At 39.6% G+C, this 17,237-nt stretch carries 17 protein-coding genes, 1 other RNA gene and 1 pseudogene; 8 read left to right on the top strand and 11 right to left on the bottom strand.

Annotated elements, in window-relative coordinates; all coding sequences use genetic code 11:
* Positions 1-12: 12 nt before the first annotated feature.
* Complete coding sequence (locus tag FTT99_RS03380; protein ID WP_180119957.1) at positions 13-1,179, top strand: cupin domain-containing protein; 1,167 nt, start codon at positions 13-15, stop codon at positions 1,177-1,179.
* 64 nt (positions 1,180-1,243) lie between these two features.
* Here FTT99_RS03380 and FTT99_RS03375 read toward each other — a convergent pair whose 3' ends face one another.
* The 7 genes from FTT99_RS03375 to FTT99_RS03350 form a co-directional block, all read right to left on the bottom strand.
* Complete coding sequence (locus tag FTT99_RS03375) at positions 1,244-1,489, bottom strand: hypothetical protein (protein WP_180130178.1); 246 nt, start codon at positions 1,487-1,489, stop codon at positions 1,244-1,246.
* An 18-nt stretch (positions 1,490-1,507) separates the two neighbouring features.
* Positions 1,508-1,642, bottom strand: coding sequence for a hypothetical protein (locus tag FTT99_RS16430; RefSeq protein WP_257229268.1), 135 nt, complete (start codon positions 1,640-1,642; stop codon positions 1,508-1,510).
* A 303-nt stretch (positions 1,643-1,945) separates the two neighbouring features.
* Positions 1,946-3,838: an ATP-binding protein gene (locus FTT99_RS03370; RefSeq protein ID WP_180130176.1), complete on the bottom strand. Its 1,893-nt coding sequence runs from the start codon at positions 3,836-3,838 to the stop codon at positions 1,946-1,948.
* Complete coding sequence (locus FTT99_RS03365; protein WP_078188703.1) at positions 3,838-4,521, bottom strand: response regulator transcription factor; 684 nt, start codon at positions 4,519-4,521, stop codon at positions 3,838-3,840. Before FTT99_RS03365 ends, FTT99_RS03370 begins: the two co-directional genes overlap by 1 nt.
* A gap of 225 nt (positions 4,522-4,746) precedes the next feature.
* Positions 4,747-5,526, bottom strand: coding sequence for a glutathione S-transferase N-terminal domain-containing protein (locus tag FTT99_RS03360; protein WP_180130174.1), 780 nt, complete (start codon positions 5,524-5,526; stop codon positions 4,747-4,749).
* Between the two features lie 149 nt (positions 5,527-5,675).
* Positions 5,676-6,188: a ribonuclease E activity regulator RraA gene (gene rraA / locus FTT99_RS03355; protein ID WP_078193517.1), complete on the bottom strand. Its 513-nt coding sequence runs from the start codon at positions 6,186-6,188 to the stop codon at positions 5,676-5,678.
* A gap of 10 nt (positions 6,189-6,198) precedes the next feature.
* Complete coding sequence (locus FTT99_RS03350) at positions 6,199-6,864, bottom strand: NAD(P)H-binding protein (protein ID WP_180130171.1); 666 nt, start codon at positions 6,862-6,864, stop codon at positions 6,199-6,201.
* A gap of 215 nt (positions 6,865-7,079) precedes the next feature.
* Here FTT99_RS03350 and rpsT point away from each other — a divergent pair, with 215 nt between their 5' ends.
* Complete coding sequence (gene rpsT, locus FTT99_RS03345; RefSeq protein ID WP_078188707.1) at positions 7,080-7,346, top strand: 30S ribosomal protein S20; 267 nt, start codon at positions 7,080-7,082, stop codon at positions 7,344-7,346.
* A 104-nt stretch (positions 7,347-7,450) separates the two neighbouring features.
* On the opposite strand, the gene FTT99_RS03340 is transcribed toward rpsT, so the two are convergent.
* Positions 7,451-10,045 (bottom strand): M66 family metalloprotease, encoded by a 2,595-nt coding sequence (locus tag FTT99_RS03340; RefSeq protein ID WP_180130168.1) that lies wholly within the window; start codon positions 10,043-10,045, stop codon positions 7,451-7,453.
* A gap of 443 nt (positions 10,046-10,488) precedes the next feature.
* On the opposite strand from FTT99_RS03340, the gene FTT99_RS03335 reads away from it, so the two are divergent.
* A complete protein-coding gene (locus FTT99_RS03335; RefSeq protein ID WP_180130166.1) occupies positions 10,489-10,932 on the top strand; it encodes a hypothetical protein in 444 nt (147 codons plus the stop codon).
* A 90-nt stretch (positions 10,933-11,022) separates the two neighbouring features.
* On the opposite strand, the gene FTT99_RS03330 is transcribed toward FTT99_RS03335, so the two are convergent.
* Together FTT99_RS03330 and FTT99_RS03325 are read right to left on the bottom strand one after the other, a co-directional pair.
* Positions 11,023-11,766, bottom strand: coding sequence for a histidine phosphatase family protein (locus FTT99_RS03330; RefSeq protein ID WP_078188709.1), 744 nt, complete (start codon positions 11,764-11,766; stop codon positions 11,023-11,025).
* A 69-nt stretch (positions 11,767-11,835) separates the two neighbouring features.
* Positions 11,836-12,687 carry a 3'(2'),5'-bisphosphate nucleotidase CysQ gene (locus FTT99_RS03325; protein WP_180084307.1) on the bottom strand — a complete coding sequence of 284 codons (852 nt, stop codon included), beginning with the start codon at positions 12,685-12,687 and terminating at the stop codon, positions 11,836-11,838.
* A gap of 13 nt (positions 12,688-12,700) precedes the next feature.
* Between FTT99_RS03325 and FTT99_RS03320 the strand changes: the two genes are divergently transcribed.
* From FTT99_RS03320 to FTT99_RS03305, 4 genes are all read left to right on the top strand, one after another.
* The gene (locus tag FTT99_RS03320; RefSeq protein ID WP_180130164.1) at positions 12,701-13,402 is read left to right on the top strand and encodes an HAD-IA family hydrolase; all 702 of its coding nucleotides are present in this window, start codon (positions 12,701-12,703) and stop codon (positions 13,400-13,402) included.
* On the top strand, positions 13,395-13,835 hold the full coding sequence (locus FTT99_RS03315) for an RNA-binding S4 domain-containing protein (RefSeq protein ID WP_168377604.1): 441 nt from the start codon (positions 13,395-13,397) through the stop codon (positions 13,833-13,835). Before FTT99_RS03320 ends, FTT99_RS03315 begins: the two co-directional genes overlap by 8 nt.
* Positions 13,836-13,980: 145 nt before the next feature.
* Positions 13,981-15,024, top strand: a complete 1,044-nt coding sequence (gene recA / locus FTT99_RS03310) for a recombinase RecA (protein WP_078193524.1) — start codon at positions 13,981-13,983, stop codon at positions 15,022-15,024.
* A gap of 80 nt (positions 15,025-15,104) precedes the next feature.
* Entirely contained in the window at positions 15,105-15,749 is a 645-nt protein-coding gene (locus FTT99_RS03305; protein WP_180130162.1) for a regulatory protein RecX, read from the top strand.
* A 107-nt stretch (positions 15,750-15,856) separates the two neighbouring features.
* On the opposite strand, the gene ffs is transcribed toward FTT99_RS03305, so the two are convergent.
* Positions 15,857-15,953, bottom strand: an RNA gene (ffs, locus tag FTT99_RS03300) — signal recognition particle sRNA small type.
* 291 nt (positions 15,954-16,244) lie between these two features.
* On the opposite strand from ffs, the pseudogene FTT99_RS03295 reads away from it, so the two are divergent.
* Positions 16,245-17,106 (top strand): annotated as a pseudogene (locus tag FTT99_RS03295) (YbgF trimerization domain-containing protein).
* Positions 17,107-17,237: the final 131 nt, after the last annotated feature.

Genomic DNA, 17,237 nt, shown 5'->3' with positions numbered 1-17,237 from the left:
ATGTATTTAGCTATGGCTCATTCTCTTGACATCCTCGGCGGCATCAGCGCTGAACAATTCCTTGCCGAATATTGGCAAAAAAAACCATTATTGGTTCGAAATGCACTCCCTGAAATTGCCCAAATACTTGAACCGAAAGACGTTCTAGAATTGGCTTTAGAAGATAACGTCACTGCACGTCTCATCAAACAAAAAGATCGTGATCCTAACCAATGGACAGTAAAATCTTCTCCACTACTTAAAGCCGATTTTCAAAAAATGCCGAAACTGTGGACTTTATTGGTTCAAGCTGTCGATCATTATTCTTTTGACCTAGCCGAGCTTTGGAAGCAGTTTTCATTTATTCCTCAATGGCGTCGTGATGACATCATGGTGTCGTATGCACAAAAAGGCGGCTCTGTCGGACAACATTTTGATTTTTACGATGTCTTCCTCGTACAAGGCTATGGTCATCGCCGTTGGCAATTGGGTCAGATGTGTGATGCAGATACTGCATTTGTAGAAGGTCAACCACTTCGCTTACTGCCAGAAATGGACGTACATTTTGATGAAGTGCTTGCTCCCGGCGACTTACTTTATGTGCCACCAGGCCTGTCACACTATGGCGTAGCTGAAGATGAATGTCTGACCTATTCATTTGGCTTCCGCATGCCAAATGTCACTGAAATGATGGATCGAGTGACAGACAAATTCACAGACAATCCTCTACTTAAAAATCCATTAACTGACATTTTACGTGACCAAATCAGTGCGATTGGCCAAGTGACTGAAAATGAACTTGAGTATTTAAAAGAAAAGTTATTTGAACAATTGCAAAATTCAACCGTACTTGAAGATGCAATCATGAGCTTAATGTCAGAACCTAAATATCCTGACAATATTCCTGAAGCCGAAGAAATCGGCACTGGTGATCTTGAAGAGGCCTTAGATCAAGGCTATCAACTCATGTTAGAACCGGCTTCACGCTTACTATATACAGAGCAAGACGGTGATATTTTGTTTTGGGCAAATGGCGAAGGAATCTGTATCTCAGACGAATTTGCAGTGCATTTAAAAACCATTGCCGATGGTCAAAGTCTAGCGCTAGACGAATCTTTATATGATGCTGATATCTTAGAAGATATTGCCATGCTGTTAAATGAATCTGTGCTCATGCTCGTCCCGACAGAAGCTGAATAAAATCAATAAAAAAGGGAGCGTCATGCTCCCTTTTTATACTGCTGAATAGCATTATTTTCGCTTTCTACGATTTAAAAAAACTTCGACTTGATCGGCTTTTTTCTCCACGATGACGCGATAAACCCATACTATCAACAACACAAATCCAATAAACCACAGATAGCGCATTACACCGTTGACTACCTTTGCCTTGCCAAATTTGTAATTCAATACTTTGAAACTCCACATTCCTCGACTCTAACAAACTCAGTTGACTGGTCATACTATTTGGATCAATGGCAGCATTGACTGAATAAGGCGCACCATCCATGACAAAGATAAAATCTTGTCATGCATCCAATGTTTCTAATCGTTCAACCCGATCAATACCTGCATCCATTTGCATGAGATTGCTTGAGGTTTGTTGAATAGCGGCATTGTAGTTATCAATTTGAAATTTAACGGATACCTCACCACTGGTCATTGCCCTACCTTTGACCAACAAGACTGCACGATATGGGTTTGGCTCGATGTCGCCGTGTAATCCACTGCAAAATTTTTAGTGTTTAATGCATTTGTATCGCTTTGACTTTCTGTGAGTAATTGCTGAATTTATTCGGAGCTTAACACTGCTTGTTGGAACAAAATTGCCCATACTCACCTGGTTTAGGCGCTTGATCCTGCGAATCACAAGCTGCGATAAAAGTGACACAGCAGAAGAATGCAATGCGCTTTAGATGACTTAATATCGAATTGATCATCATTTTTATTATTTCAACATATTATTTTATGCAGCTGATTTTAAATTAATTTCTGTTTGAATAATGGTACAGCCTTGCTGAGAATGAATTTTGAAATTTCCGCCTATACGCTCCACACGCATTTTCATACTTCGCATACCGATACTCATGCCATGATTTGAAACACTCTCAACATCAAAACCGACGCCATCATCTTCAATAGTTAATAACAATGCGCCATTTTCGAACTGTGACAGCGTGACATTGACATGATTTGCTTGGCTATGTTTCACAATATTGGTCAGGCTTTCTTCAATCACTCGTATTAAAGTCAGACACTGAATTGCCGTTGGTTTGATCGCCCACTGCGAAGGAATACACCATTTGGCATTCATTTCCATTTCATCCATCAACTGACTAAAGCGATGTCGAACAGGTGCGATCCAGAGCAAAGGTGAATCTGGCACTTTACTGTCTAAAGATGATCCACTATCAATAATTTGCCTTAAATCATCGCGCAATAATTTCAACATCGACAAGAACTGTCTGTTTGGAATATTACTTTCACACTGATCAACCAAGATCATCGAGCGCACAATGGATGCGCCCAGACCATCATGCAGATCATGCGATAATTTAATCCGTTCCTGCAGGCGTACATTACTCAGTTCAAGCTGATGTTTATCATTCAAGCTACTACATAGTTCATCACTGACTTTCTGAACTTCAAATGCCAGATCATCATTATATTTTTCAATTTTCTGTATATTTCGATTGAGTCTCGCCCCCAAGATCACCACTATAAATAAGGTTATAATCGGTGAAGTAAAGGGTGATAAAGGTGTAAAATTTTCTTTTGGAAAGAGTACCAAGACCGTGATGTCAGCTATGACTATCACAATTATCGCAGTCAAACAGATTGCTAATAAAATATAGTCCCTTCTTCGTTCTTTGAAACTAATTTTACACAGATAGAGGTAAGTGATAAAAAAGAATGTGCAATACAAAAAGAAAATAAGGCTCGAAATATCTGCATTTTGTTCGAATGGCCAAATACACACCACACCAATCAGTGCAGCAGTCAACATTGTAAATGACAGTTCTATTCGTGGAAACTTACGCCCAAGAAAGCGTAAGATATAAATGCTAAAGCACTGAAAGTACAGCATTACAAATATCAGATTAGCTTTGGCAGAAAAAACCGAATCTGGGTATGGAAAGGTTTCAGTAGTCAGAGCATTACTGAGAAATAAAATCCACAACACTGTTGAAAGCGCAAACCAGCCAAAACTGGTATCACGAGGACGCATCAACCAAATGATAAAGCAAATTAGACCCAAGACCCCAGAAAGAAAAATATTTAACTGTAATATGGTCCGACGTGTAAATGTTGTTTTTTCGGCTTTCTCTACCGTTGCCATTACATTGTTAAATACTACTGGGCCCAAGCCAGCATTTAAACTCGAGTAACCATACACATAGATCAAAGTTTCATTATGATCATGTTTGATTCCACTTATCGGTAAAATCCAATAGCGCGCAACATTCCAACTTTTAGAAATCGGTTCTTGAAGATTTTTATTGGTCCACAGCAAGTCGCCATTCAGAAAGACTGAACCCGTATTAATGATATAATCAATATATAGTACGATGGGTTCTGCCAAACGGGCATTATTTTTACAGTACCAAGACCAGTCTAGTTTATACCAAGCACCACCTTGATAACCTTCCCAGTCTTTATCTTCTTTCCAACGGTCAGGTAATTGCGTGGTTTTCCATCCCGTTCTGGGTAATTCTTGATTGGATGGTGTCTTCACCCGTGAAATGCTATTCACAGTTACATTACATTGATCATTTACAGGGAAAACTTGCTCTGCATGACTCAAGCTCCCCCATACTAAACAGAGGATAAATAATACAAAATATCCTCCTTTACGCATTATAGAATACCCATAGATCTTGCTGTACTCACGGCTTTGGTACGTTTCGTTACGGCTAATTTGCGATAAATATGTTTAATATGGCTTTCTACCGTATAGCGTGAAACAAAAAGCTGTTCAGCAATCTCACGGTTACTCAAACCTTGAGCAACCAAACATAAAATTTCTTTTTCACGACTGGTCAAGAGGTTCAAGTCTGCTTCATCGGCGACTGTTTGTTCTGGACTTGGCGCTTCGGCTTCGGATATTTGTTTAAGGATTTCTCGTGCAATAAATGGGTCAATCGGCGCCCCACCACGTAAAATACTCCGAATAGATAAAAGTACTTCAGCATCATCACGTTCTTTTAATACATAGCCCGTTGCACCTGCTTTAATTGCGGCAAATAAGCTTTCTTGTGTACTCCATGCAGAGACAACCAAGATCATGGTATTACTTTCGAGGGAACGTATTTTTTCAATAATTTCGATACCACTACCATCAGGCAAACCTAAGTCAACTAAGGCTAAGGATATCGGTTGGGTCTCTACGGCTTGAATAGATTCTTTAACATTTTTGGTGAAGATAAGCTCTTCACGCTTATAACCCAGCTCTGTCAAAATTTGACGTAAACGTAATTGAATAATTTCCTCATCTTCAACGACGAGCACCGGTACGGGTAGTATGACTTCTTGTGGTGACATGATTTACTTCCCCCGAAAAAATGAAATGTCTTTTACATTAATGAGTTTAATCCTTTTAGGATATCCCTATAATTAAGTAAATTTCTTATTTTTAATAATTTATTCTAATTCAATTGATGCAGCTATGATGCATTTTTCTTCTAATTTTAAATCCATTTAACATTACAATATGTGTATAGCCATCAGTCTGACTATACACTGCACTTAGCTTAAACTTGAGTGAGATTAGCTCAAATATTGCTTCTTCAGATATTTTACAATTTTTTCAGATTCAAAAAGTTCTACACCAGTATTAGGATCTTTCAAATATGGCACTTGAATATTGTTCCCCATGATTTTTAACACTTGTTCACGCTTACCACCTTTCAGGGGTACATATTTACCCGGTTTTAAGCGCATCACCGCTAATCCCTGATCTTGCCAACGCTCCTTAGCCACATTATGAAAGGTATATGCCAATTCCATTTCAGAAAATGCGCTACGTACAATGCGTGTATACGGACTCGCTTCAAAACCCCACAGTTCTAAGAGTTGAGTTGGAGCATCACGATGAATGACTTTACGCTGCACCCACACGCCTTGAGCCCCATTAATTAAGGTTCCAACATAGGCAACATACGGAATTTTAGGATAATTGGCATATTTTTTAGGCGTTTGGCCTGTTTTGCCATAATGTTTAAATAGATGATGAATAATTTGCTGAGATTCGTACAAACGATCCCCAGTATTGTCATCCACCAAGAAAGGAAATTGTTGTTTACCACCCAATTTCTGCACGTCTAAACGGTATTTTTTAGCCCCTTTGGGACATGGGTAGACCTCATAATCCAAATTGAGTGTGGTTAGTACTTCTCGTACACGACGACAATACGGAGAACCTTCAAATTCGTACAGTTTAAGAGCTTTTTCAGGTTGTTTCGGATAAGGCGTCCCATTTGTACCACGTCCGCCCTCTGCTACGCCTGAGAGCAACGCTTGCGCCACTTTTATTTGATGCAACAACATACTTTTCTTCCTTTCTTCTTTTATTTCGTATTTTTTATACAACAGCCGAGTGCCCTCAGCTGATGTTTGTATTTACTTTTTCACATTTATATCGTCGTGTATGAGCAAAAATCACGCTTTCATTTCACGACTAAAAAATTCAAACACACTTATAGAGCAACCAATTGCTCTTTTGAAACAACAATGCCGTTATTGTCAGCATAGATGAAATCACCGGACTGAATGTTTACACCACCAAAACTTAATGGAATATCTGTTTCACCCACGCCTTTGCGGTTACTTTTTTGTGGAATCGCAGCCAAAGCATGCACACCTAAATCAAGTTCTGCAATCGCATCAACATCACGCACGCAGCCGTAAATAATGACACCATTCCAATGATTGTTGACTGCAGATTCAGCAATCATATCGCCCATCAAGGCACAGCGCATCGAAGCGCCACCATCCACAACCAATACTTTACCCGTACCATCGGTTGCCAATAATTCTTTAACACGAGAGTTATCTTCAAAACATTTGACCGTCACCACCTGACCGCCAAAACTTTTTCGTGCACCATAACTTTGAAAGAATTTACCATCCATTGATGGGATCACCACTTGTAATTCTTTGTCTGGATGATCATCAAGTAAATCACAAGTGACGAATGGAACTGTAGACACGGTATTTCCCTCATTTAATTGTTAGTATGCGTAAATTATCATAAATCTCGAACTTTTCAGTCTGAGTTTGTGCCGCCTCGACCATAGTATGAGCCACTTGCTGTGCTGTCACTGGCTTAAATTTGAAACGATCAGGTACAAAATGCGAAAAGCGCATATAAAGTTTCTGTGTCGCATCTTCTAAACGTCGAGATTCATGACGCTCACCAAGTAACAGCGAAGGTTTTAAAATCGAAAGTTGATTTAACTTTAAGGTTTTTAAATAATATTCCAATTCACCTTTGACTCGATTATAAAAAAACGCGGAATTGGCTTTTGCGCCCATTGCACTGACAATGATCAGATGTGTGTCTGTATATTCTAATAATTCAGCAAAATGCGCATTGATGCTAAAATCAATTTGATAAAAATTATCTTTAGACCCTGCTTTTTTAATCGTCGAGCCCAAACAACTAAAGGCATGACTATAATCTCGCACATCTTCCTGAGTCAGGGAAAGAAAGTCGCTGATCACCAATTGTTGAACTTTTGCCAGTCCATTCAGTTCGTGGTTACGTTGACGTACCACAGCTGTAATATTCTTACATCCTGTATTTTGACTGAGCTGACGAACCAGCTCCCGCCCGACCAATCCTGTTGCCCCAATGACAATTGCATTCTCTATACTTTTAGTCATTTTTCATACAATCTCAATAACTTTAGACTAATCTAACGTTTTCTTTAAAATTTTTCTGCATCTAAAATGTTGTCAAAGCATGTCAAGACTTGACTTAAGCGCTTAGTTTAATCACAATATGGCACTTGTTTACGGGCTGGTGATAGTTCTTCTGATGTTGGTTTTCAGATGTAATTTCAGCCCGCCCAGACCAATCTATTTCAAGGAGTGCACGAGTGGCAAACTCTGCTCAAGCAAAAAAACGTGCTCGTCAAAACGTTAAAGCACGTCAACACAACGCAAGCTTACGTTCTATGGTTCGTACTTATCTTAAACGCACAGTAGCTGCTATTGCTGCTGGTGATTATGCTGTCGCTACAGAAGCTTACAAAAAAGCTGTTCCTGTAATCGACCGTATGGCTGATAAAGGCATCATCCATAAAAACAAAGCTGCTCGTCATAAGAGCCGTTTAAATGCACAAGTTAAAGCTTTAGCTAACTAATTTGTTGCGATAAAAAAAGCCCTTTTTAGGGCTTTTTTTGTGCCTAAAGATTTTTAAAAGCAAAAAAATAAGGTCCTTATTGGACCTTATTTTCTATCTACAGATTATTTATTAATCAGCTTCATATTCGTCGCTGATAAATATGTCCATAATAAGTTTTGGCTTGCTGTCAAATTTGTCCAACGTTGATTGCCACCATTGGTACAGCCATATCGAATTAAATCCGCACGGTTATTCTGCAAACGGCCCGTATTTAAATCCATACATTGACCACTTTGACGAATCGTTGTAGTCGCAGGGTCCATGGTCCAAATTTGGTTGGTTTGGTTTAACACGCAACGTTCTAGCGTCACTTTAGCTGAACCACCGTTGCCTGTTATGCATTGATCTGGATTTGACTTGCTGTGTATACGACCAATCGCATCATATACCCACTGTTCAGTATCATCCGCCGTACAACCGCTTGGGCCACTGATGTATAAATTTAATGTTCCATCAGTTAAGGTTTCAGATTTCAAACAGTTGTTACCATTTTTGATCAATGTCGCCTGCTCGAACAAACCTTCTTGAGTGACTGAAAGCTTTTTCATAAATGCTTCGAGCGCGCTTTGCGCCTCAGGCACTTGATTGGTTAGGTCTTGCGCATACACATTCATCCAACGATTTAATCGGTATGCGGTGTTTTGTTGCGATTCATAACGGGTTAATTGCTGACGCGCCACACTATTCATCAATGACTTGTCATTTTTATATGACTCATACAGCATTTTTTCGGTTGGATTAAGTGCAACAACAGCTTTTGCCGCTTGAGCTTCCAAAGCACTTTCTAATTGAGGAAGTTCAATAGCACGCAAAGCACTATAACCATGCTGACGTCCAATTTTGACGGCCGGCTTGATCGCTGTGCTGTAAACTGGAATATCAATATTTGCTAATAACTTGGCTTCTTCACCTGCTTTTTTACAATACAAATCAACTTTCTGTGGCTGATCTGCCAAAGCTAAATTGACATGCAGTTTATTGGCATTACTACCTAATCGTGCAGGTGCTAAAGCAATATTGTTGACTTTATTCGTGTATTGCACATTCAACCAACATGCCGCTTGGTCTAAGGCCGTATTGGCAGCTGTTAGATCATAAACATTACCCCAGTTTGAGCGTGCCGCAGGATATAACAAACCGACTTGATTGACAGGATCATAGCCACCTAAAATTGTAATGACAGGCTGCCCAAATACCCGAGGTCGTGGATAATTTTGATCTGCATTATACCAAACCGGAGCCGTAGAATTTGGCATCTTCGGTTGAGCGACTTCCATTTCACGAGTAGTTTTGTTCCACTTTTTGTAGCCGGTAGGCGAAGTTTCATCCCAGACATAACGGTCAAAGTGTGGTTGAATTTTCAGGAATGTGCTGTAACCCGTATAGTGTGTATAGCGTGATACATTACTATCAGGATACCCGCCGGACATGGCATCTTTTCCGTACGGAAACAAATTTTTAAAATTTGGGATACCATTCGCTCCATCCCACTTCCATGTCGCCGTCCATGATAGATTTCCGCGCATCATATTGCGATTGGCAATATAACCCCATCCACTGTCCGCATGATGTGCAGCCCAAAATAGATTGTCACCTACCTGACCAGGGTAATGTCCTAAACCATAGTGATGGCCAATTTCATGGCTAAATTCATTCCCTACAGAATCATAAAGCGTGAGCATGCCATTACCACCACTCAGTCCATGAGTATGCACACCATTGGCATAGTTCCCCTTCGTATGATGGACAACTACTGTTTGGGTTAATTGTGGCTGACTTTGGTTGGCCATAGATGCACTGGTAATACCCCAGTTAGCAAGGTTTATACCAACACTAAAGGTTGATTTACCGACATCCTCACGCATGTCTCCTGCATAAACACCACCATCTCCGGCACTTTTACTGTCATAAATAACACCTGAAGATACCATTGCACGTGTTAACTGAATATCATCATATTGTGCAACAGTCATTTCTGCTGCAGGAATGGTTTGGAAATAATCTGTGCCCGCTTTTTCAGGCTCTAGTAGCATATAGTGGCCGGTAGAATTTGGCTTATCTGCCAACATACCAACACGGATATTATTTAAAACCAATTCCCCTGGTGCAGCAAAATCGATTTTATCCTCAGCCAATTCACCGCTGACTTTATTTGCATCGATAAATTTTAATCTTAGACCGGGTTTAACTTCATCCCAATTGAGTTTCGTGGTCCACGCGCGTTTACTGTACCAAACATCTGGACGACCTCTTTGCCCACTCTGGTCTGAAACAGGCATTTGCGTCGGATCATCCAATGTCGCGGTACGAATTAAGCGGTTGTTTTGATAGATTTCTACTTTGAGTTGCTTGATGTTTTGCATATCAAGTGTTGGCGTCACGATAAGCAGCGCTTCTTTTTCACTGGTTAACCGTGGCATTTTCTTGGCTTCGTTCGCATTCGGATCGACGACATGACTTTGACCAAATTGAACTTGCGCTGAAAAGTTGCCGACTAAATCATTTCGTATTTCACGAACAGCATCATTTGCATCGTAGTCATAAAAGCCAATACTGGTATCATCGACTATGTCTTGAGTCGGTTCTGGATAATTTGCAGTTGATGCAGAACCACTTGAACTATCACCACCGCCTCCACCACCACAAGCAACTAACATTAATGACACAATACAAATTGATAATTTGTTATATGAAAAATCTATCACACTTTTCACTACTATTCCCCAATTAGCCACAAAAGAATCCAATAAAGAGACTTACATAAAATATATAAATCAACAATTTAGAACAAATTTAATGCTATTTTCTTTTTTTTAATCATTCAATTGCCGTGTTTTGTCACTTATTAACAATTCAAATAAAATCTAAATATTTTGTATTGGTAGAATCATTATTAATGTGACAGGTACTTCACTTTTCAACTAAAATTAAGATGTAGACCTGTTAATACAATCGTATATTCCCGACAGAAATTGTCAGGATATTTTTAGAAACTTTGTAAATAAAATTTTAAGAAATGGTTTAATCCCATATATTTTTTATGGTATTTTAATTTTCATCCTAGGCAGCCATTGCTGTACAAATGAAAAGAGGGATAATAATGTCGATTAACCAATTTTTGCCATCATTAGAAAAATTTGCAGAAGCAGAAAATCAATATATTGAATATTTTACATCGAAAGGTGAAAAAGACATTTTAGGTAAAGTCATTTCAAATATGAAATCGACCGCAGAGATTCAAGCCTCTCAAGGCGTAGACTCATGGTTAGCATATGGCGTGTACTTACCAGCTGTAGAACGTATTTTTGCACTGCATCAAGGGGAAACAGAAGCTGAATTTTTTGAACGCACACAATATCCCGTTGAACTCGTGCAAGCGTATAGCATTAAAGATCATGACATTGCGACATTGATTGCCGCTGACAAATACAGTCGAATCCACCAACAGCATCTCCCTGTCAATACTAGCCGCTGGCCTTATAGTGATGACGGTTCAACTATTGATTTAAATCAATACCCTGCGCGAATTAAAGCCAATATTTAATCTTTTATTTAGTGAAATATTGAAGCAGCTAAAAAAGGCATCCATTTATAGGATGCCTTTTTTAAATTTTTTTATTATTAGCAAAATTTCTTAAAGTTGCTGTTCAGCTTGCTGAAATTCACGAATATTTAATTCATTTAGTTCACCACGCCAAATCCATTTCAGTTTAGATTCAAGGAATACATCTCCTTCAAACCAAACAAATAAACCTTCCATCATTTTCGGCCAGTCTTCGCGTGTCACGATATTTTTACCTGAAATAATGGCAAGAATTGCAGCCAAAATCGTGTCATGACTCACCGCTAGACTCAGCCCATAATCATTGGTTGGATGAGTGTTGTAAATCAACTCCAATACATCTACCACCCCATGAATGGGCTGTTTCATACCCGGCAAAGCATTATTCACAAAACTATTGATAAAGCCCAAAGCGCCTTGCTTTTGAAAATATGGTCCTGCTTTTTTAATATCGAGCACAAAACTCCCCGGCTCGACCAATAATCCTTGTTCAATGATCTCGATATGGTGGGTATTCGGTTCAATCGTGACGTTATCCGCACCTTGAATCATCAATGCCGCCGTATCCACACAGCGTTGAATTGGACTCGAAATACAGTGCTGAATGACACGATCGGTATTTTCAACCAAATAGCTGCCCCACGCTTCGGCTAAATCACGTCCTTGATGGGTCAGTTGCAAGTCATAACCGGCCAAGCCTTGTCCTTGTACAACTTCACGAATGGAATGACGTGTAAACAATGTTACAGGCGTCTTTTCATCCGGCAATAAGTCTATTGCTTTCAACATACTAGGAGGGAGCAAATCTAGGGCCATAATTGACAGTTCTTAAATGCAGGAGATTTAACGGAGTGTGCTGACACTATAGCATGAACCCGATTTAGCTCAAGTTTTGTCAGGCATGTTTGCCAAAGCATTTAAGGCCAATTCTTTCATTTCGGCATTTTTAAATGCAATAAATCCACCATTTAATAAAGTCTTGCGCTGGTTATATAAAAATGCGCGACCTTTAAAATCAACCAATCCACCACCAATACGCTCGATTAAACATTGTCCAGCACTGGTATCCCATTCACAGGTAGGATGAAAACGCGGGTAAATATCCACTCGATCTTCTAACATCATACAAAACTTATATGCACTACCAGCATGGTAGGCCTGATAAGGAGTGAGTTTTTCTAAAGCGTCTAGATAGTCCGTATAAATCGGTTTATTTTTAGCACTCTGACTCAAGCCAACATGTACGACATTCTCTTCAGAGGTTTCAACATATTCATACCATGCAGTTGACTGGCTATCATATTTCAACGGCAGTCCCGCAAAGGGGCAAATATATACGCTATATTCCCCCGGGATCGCCAATATGGCAAAGGTGGTATTGGCGCCATCAACCAAACTCAAATTAATGGTAAATTCAGGTCTTTTATGTAAAAACTCTTTGGTACCATCCAAAGGATCAAGCAGCCAAAATCTTTGCCATTGCATACGCTCTGACTTATCACCTTCTTCTGACAATACAGGCAAGTTAGAAACTACGGATAAAGCTTGGGTAATATAGCTATTTGCACGATAGTCAGCTTGCGTTACAGGTGAATCATCACTTTTACGTTCCACATCAAAATCTGCACCTGAGCAATAACGCTGATATTCTTCTCGCAAAATTTCGCAAGCTTGTGTCACAATGGGAACCAACTGCAAAATCAGTGGGTCTTGCGGTGCTGTTGTTGTTTTAAACATAGAATACCTTTATATGCCAAATTACTCAGAAAAGCCGACGATCATCTTTGATATGGACGGTACTTTACTCGATCTTGCTTATGATGATTTTATCTGGAATGAGCTGCTGCCAATTCGCTATGCTGAACAGCATCAGTGCTCACTCGAACAAAGCAAGCAAACGCTATTTAGTTTTTATCAACAACATAATCATACCCTAAAATGGTACTCCTCTCGCTTTTGGACATCACAAGTTGGTGTTGATGTTTTGGCAATGCAAATAGAACAAAAAGCCAAAGTGGCTAAACGCGAAGGCTGCATTGAGCTACTCACCTATCTGAAAGAAAATGGCTATCCTATTTGGCTTGCGACCAATGCCGACTATGCAGGCTTACAATTCAAACTTGAAGAAACCGGTCTTCGTGATTTTTTCGATGTTATCGTCAGTTCAGAGACTCTCGGTCATGCCAAAGAGTTTATTGAGTTTTGGCAAATATTAGCAAGCAAACATCTCTTCGATGCAAAAAACTGTTATTTCATTGATGACACAGAAAAAGTACTTAATGGTGCAAAACTTTTTGGGATTGAACAGCTCTATTCGATTCAGCAGCCTTCATCTGCCAAAGCGCCTCGTGAGACTTGCAATTACCCAATGCTGTCCGCATTAACAGATTTAATCCCTATTTTAGAAGCTCAAACGACTGAGCAAGTCGAGGAACAGAAAAAATATGCGTAAATCTAATCTAGCCGAAGATGCGGTTGGTATGCGTATAGACAAATGGTTGTGGGCTGCACGTTTTTTTAAAACACGCTCTATTGCCAAAAATGCGATTGAAGGCGGTAAAGTTCATCATAATGGCGAACGCGTTAAAGTTTCTCGTGAAGTTCGTGTAGGCATGGAATTAACCATTGCCCAAGGCCTTGAGAAAAAAACCGTGGTGGTGAAAGCACTGTCGGATGTTCGTGGGCCTGCCCCCACCGCTCAGCTGCTTTATGATGAAACTGAGGTCAGTATTGCAAAACGGGAATTGCTCGCATCCCAAAGAAAGTTGCATAATCTAGCTCGGCCAGATCATCGACCAAGTAAAAAAGATCGTCGAGATATTGGTAAATTTAAAAGAGAAAATGATCAACAGTTTGACCAGCAATGGTCTTATAATGATGATTAAGTTAAAGCGTCACAACATGTCGCACCTGTTGTGATTTTCATAGAACAAAAGGATGATTTCTGTCACTATACCCTCGTGGAACAGATTTAAACTGAATACATCCACTTGAGTATATTGTTTCGTGACATCGTATTGAGGTTGTAAGATGGATGATAATAAAAGCAAGGCGTTAAATGCGGCCTTAAGCCAAATTGAAAAGCAGTTTGGTAAAAACACCGTTATGCGTCTTGGTGATAATACCGTGCAGGCAGTTGAAGCTGTCTCTACAGGTTCTTTAACATTAGATATCGCACTAGGTATTGGTGGTTTGCCTAAAGGTCGTATCGTAGAAATCTACGGTCCTGAATCTTCTGGTAAAACGACTATGACATTACAAGCTATTGCACAATGTCAGAAAGCTGGCGGTACTTGTGCATTCATCGATGCTGAACATGCATTAGACCCTCAATACGCACGTAAACTTGGCGTAGATATTGATAACTTACTTGTTTCACAGCCAGACAATGGTGAACAAGCACTTGAAATTGCAGACATGCTGGTACGTTCAGGTGCCATTGACCTGATCGTTGTCGACTCTGTAGCTGCACTGACCCCTCGCGCCGAAATTGAAGGCGAAATGGGTGACTCACACATGGGCTTACAAGCTCGCCTGATGAGCCAAGCACTGCGTAAAATTACCGGTAATGCGAAACGTTCGAACTGTATGGTGATCTTCATTAACCAAATCCGTATGAAGATTGGTGTAATGTTTGGTAGCCCAGAAACCACAACTGGTGGTAATGCACTTAAATTCTATGCATCTGTACGTTTAGATATCCGCCGTATTGGTCAAGTGAAAGAAGGCGACGAAATCATTGGTTCAGAAACCAAAGTGAAAGTTGTGAAAAACAAAATGGCTCCTCCATTCCGTGAAGCGATTTTCCAAATTCTTTATGGTAAAGGTGTGAACCATTTAGGTGAGCTTGTTGACCTCGCAGTACAACAAGAAATTGTTCAAAAAGCAGGTGCTTGGTATTCATACCAAGGTGACAAGATTGGGCAAGGTAAAAACAATACCATTCGCCACTTAGAAGAACACCCTGAACTTGTGCAAACTATCGAAAAACTGATTCGTGAACAACTTCTGACTACGGGTACAGCACCTGTAGAAGACAAAGACGAAGAAGAACCAGACTTTTTAGATGCTTAATTACAGCATACTTTAATAGCAGACGAAACGCCCTACGGGGCGTTTTGTTTTGCACTCAAAATTTGTATTAAAATGACCCCATGACTAAAGACCATTTTCCACTCTTGCTTGATTATGAAGCACTGAAACAACAGTTTGCAGAAGCTGAAGAAACTACCTGCGTAAATCATGCTGTACAAACTGACATTTCACATGACAATACTTCGGTGATCGATCACACTGCGTTGCATTTTGACACCAATGGTAAAGATATTCATGCTGAAAAAAAATCGGGACTGCGCGGCTCTCGTCTACGCTCGTACGCTTTTGCAGTACTCACACGTAAAGAATACTCAAAAGCGGATTTAATCGAAAAATTAGCACTGTATGCGGATAGTCGTGAAGAAGTCATACACTTGGTGGAAGAACTCGCACGTGAGAACTATCAAAGCGATCAGCGTGTAGCAGAGATGGTGCTATCGAGTCAAAAACGTAAAGGTAAAGGCCCTAATCGTATAAAGCTCGCGTTAAAAAATAAAAAAGTAGACAGTGAATTAATTCAGGATGAATTAAAAGAAACAGATTGGGTCACTGAAGCCTACCAGCTCAAGATAAAAAAATTTGGCAAAGCTGTTGAACGTGATCCAAAACAAAAAGCCAAACAAATACGTTTTTTGCAATATCGAGGCTTTGATCTCGATACGATTTTTAAAGTGATTGCACGTAAAGAATTTGATGACGAATAAAAAAAATATAGATCTAAATGAAGAATTAATAAAACTAAAATAAAGAATAATATAGGATTGAAAAAATGAGAGGACGTTTAATTTATTATTATTGAAACTGGTGGCAACCCTACCAGCAAGACTTCGGCACATCATATTTCTACTACCGTTGCTACCTTCCGGTCCTGGCGGGGTTTGTAGAGTACAATTGCGAAGTAACCGGCAGGGCTACCATTGCAAGAACAGAGTATAGAGATTTTTAATAAACATGCAAGCCTAAAACCAAGAATTCCTGAGTAGAAAACACTGTTTGATTATTTATAAATCAATATGATGGTCGATGATGTAGAAAACGTGAAACTTCATCACTATATTTTTACTTTAATACACAACAAGATTGTAAAAGCTTATTGCAATTCAGATCTTTGGCGTTTTTAATGTGGTTATCGTTTTATCTAAAGCTGTCTGTAATAAAACTATTCTATACGGACATGCTTGTAACTACATGGAATTTTTATGATGTTTAAACAGCATGTATTGTGTGCCCTTACATTGACTTGCTCAGGTGCATTATTTGCAAATATTCCAATTGAATCTCGTGGTTTGAGTGGCGCTAATAATGGTACTGTGTATACAGCAAATAATACGGCCATTCAAACAGGTGCTGGCTCTACCTCTATTCCAACCAATTTGAATTGGCAGCTTATGCAGAAGAACCAACAGCTTGAAAATGAATTGCGTAGCTTACGCGGTAAAATGGAAGAGCAAGACAATATTATCGAACAATTAAAAAGTGAACTTACAAACCGCTATGCAGATTTAGATCAACGTTTAGAACTACTCCAACAAAAAGTAGATCCAAGTGGAGACACAGAGGCCGCGGAGGATAACCAACAAGGTACTGCACCCAGTAACAGCTAATACAGCGCCTACACCTATTAAACAACCTACGACCCAAGCAACATTAAGCTCATCTGCAAACCAACCTGTAAATGCAGGTGGTGACTCACTTGAGCTCGAGAAAGCGGCATATACCGTTGCTTTAGATGCATACAAACAAGGTGGTGCGAAAAAAGCCATTGCACCGATGAAAAACTTTATTAAGAATAATCCTAACAGTGTCTATATTAGCAATGCATATTTTTGGCTAGCTGAGTTCAACCTTGCTGTTGAACCGACCAACTACGCGGAAGCGAAAAAGAACTATAGTATCGTGGTAGATCAATACCCTGAATCGACCCGCGCGCCTAGAGCGTTATATCAACTGTATAGCATTGCAAAAGATGTCGATCGAAATAGCAATTTAGCAACGCAGCTCAAAACCAAGCTCACCCAAAAGTATCCAAAATCTGAAGAAGCAGGCTTTGTTAAAAAATAGAACTGAGCCTGTAAATAATTTTGTGTAATTGCTTTTCATAAATTTAAAGGTGATTGCTTAAGCGGTCACCGAATTCAATAATAAAGCGGCTCATGGCTAAACGCCAGTCGCGAATAGGCATATTCCACTTT

The organism is Acinetobacter sp. YH12040 (genome assembly GCF_013420005.1).
In the GTDB taxonomy this organism is placed as follows: domain Bacteria; phylum Pseudomonadota; class Gammaproteobacteria; order Pseudomonadales; family Moraxellaceae; genus Acinetobacter; species Acinetobacter amyesii.
The sequence above is the reverse complement of the archived record's forward strand: the minus strand, read 5'-3'. Positions and strand labels throughout refer to the sequence as shown.

Bases quoted from the DNA above. Each gene is read 5' to 3' on its own strand.
- FTT99_RS03335 (WP_180130166.1), top strand. From the start codon at position 10,489: ATGTCGATTAACCAATTTTTGCCATCATTAGAAAAATTTGCAGAAGCA.
- FTT99_RS03365 (WP_078188703.1), bottom strand. From the start codon at position 4,521: ATGTCACCACAAGAAGTCATACTACCCGTACCGGTGCTCGTCGTTGAA.
- FTT99_RS03350 (WP_180130171.1), bottom strand. From the start codon at position 6,864: ATGACTAAAAGTATAGAGAATGCAATTGTCATTGGGGCAACAGGATTG.
- FTT99_RS16430 (WP_257229268.1), bottom strand. From the start codon at position 1,642: ATGACCAGTGGTGAGGTATCCGTTAAATTTCAAATTGATAACTACAAT.
- FTT99_RS03375 (WP_180130178.1), bottom strand. From the start codon at position 1,489: ATGGATGGTGCGCCTTATTCAGTCAATGCTGCCATTGATCCAAATAGT.
- FTT99_RS03320 (WP_180130164.1), top strand. From the start codon at position 12,701: ATGCCAAATTACTCAGAAAAGCCGACGATCATCTTTGATATGGACGGT.
- FTT99_RS03370 (WP_180130176.1), bottom strand. From the start codon at position 3,838: ATGCGTAAAGGAGGATATTTTGTATTATTTATCCTCTGTTTAGTATGG.
- FTT99_RS03360 (WP_180130174.1), bottom strand. From the start codon at position 5,526: ATGTTGTTGCATCAAATAAAAGTGGCGCAAGCGTTGCTCTCAGGCGTA.
- FTT99_RS03330 (WP_078188709.1), bottom strand. From the start codon at position 11,766: ATGGCCCTAGATTTGCTCCCTCCTAGTATGTTGAAAGCAATAGACTTA.
- FTT99_RS03325 (WP_180084307.1), bottom strand. From the start codon at position 12,687: ATGTTTAAAACAACAACAGCACCGCAAGACCCACTGATTTTGCAGTTG.
- FTT99_RS03315 (WP_168377604.1), top strand. From the start codon at position 13,395: ATGCGTAAATCTAATCTAGCCGAAGATGCGGTTGGTATGCGTATAGAC.
- FTT99_RS03340 (WP_180130168.1), bottom strand. From the start codon at position 10,045: ATGTTAGTTGCTTGTGGTGGTGGAGGCGGTGGTGATAGTTCAAGTGGT.
- recA (WP_078193524.1), top strand. From the start codon at position 13,981: ATGGATGATAATAAAAGCAAGGCGTTAAATGCGGCCTTAAGCCAAATT.
- FTT99_RS03380 (WP_180119957.1), top strand. From the start codon at position 13: ATGGCTCATTCTCTTGACATCCTCGGCGGCATCAGCGCTGAACAATTC.
- FTT99_RS03305 (WP_180130162.1), top strand. From the start codon at position 15,105: ATGACTAAAGACCATTTTCCACTCTTGCTTGATTATGAAGCACTGAAA.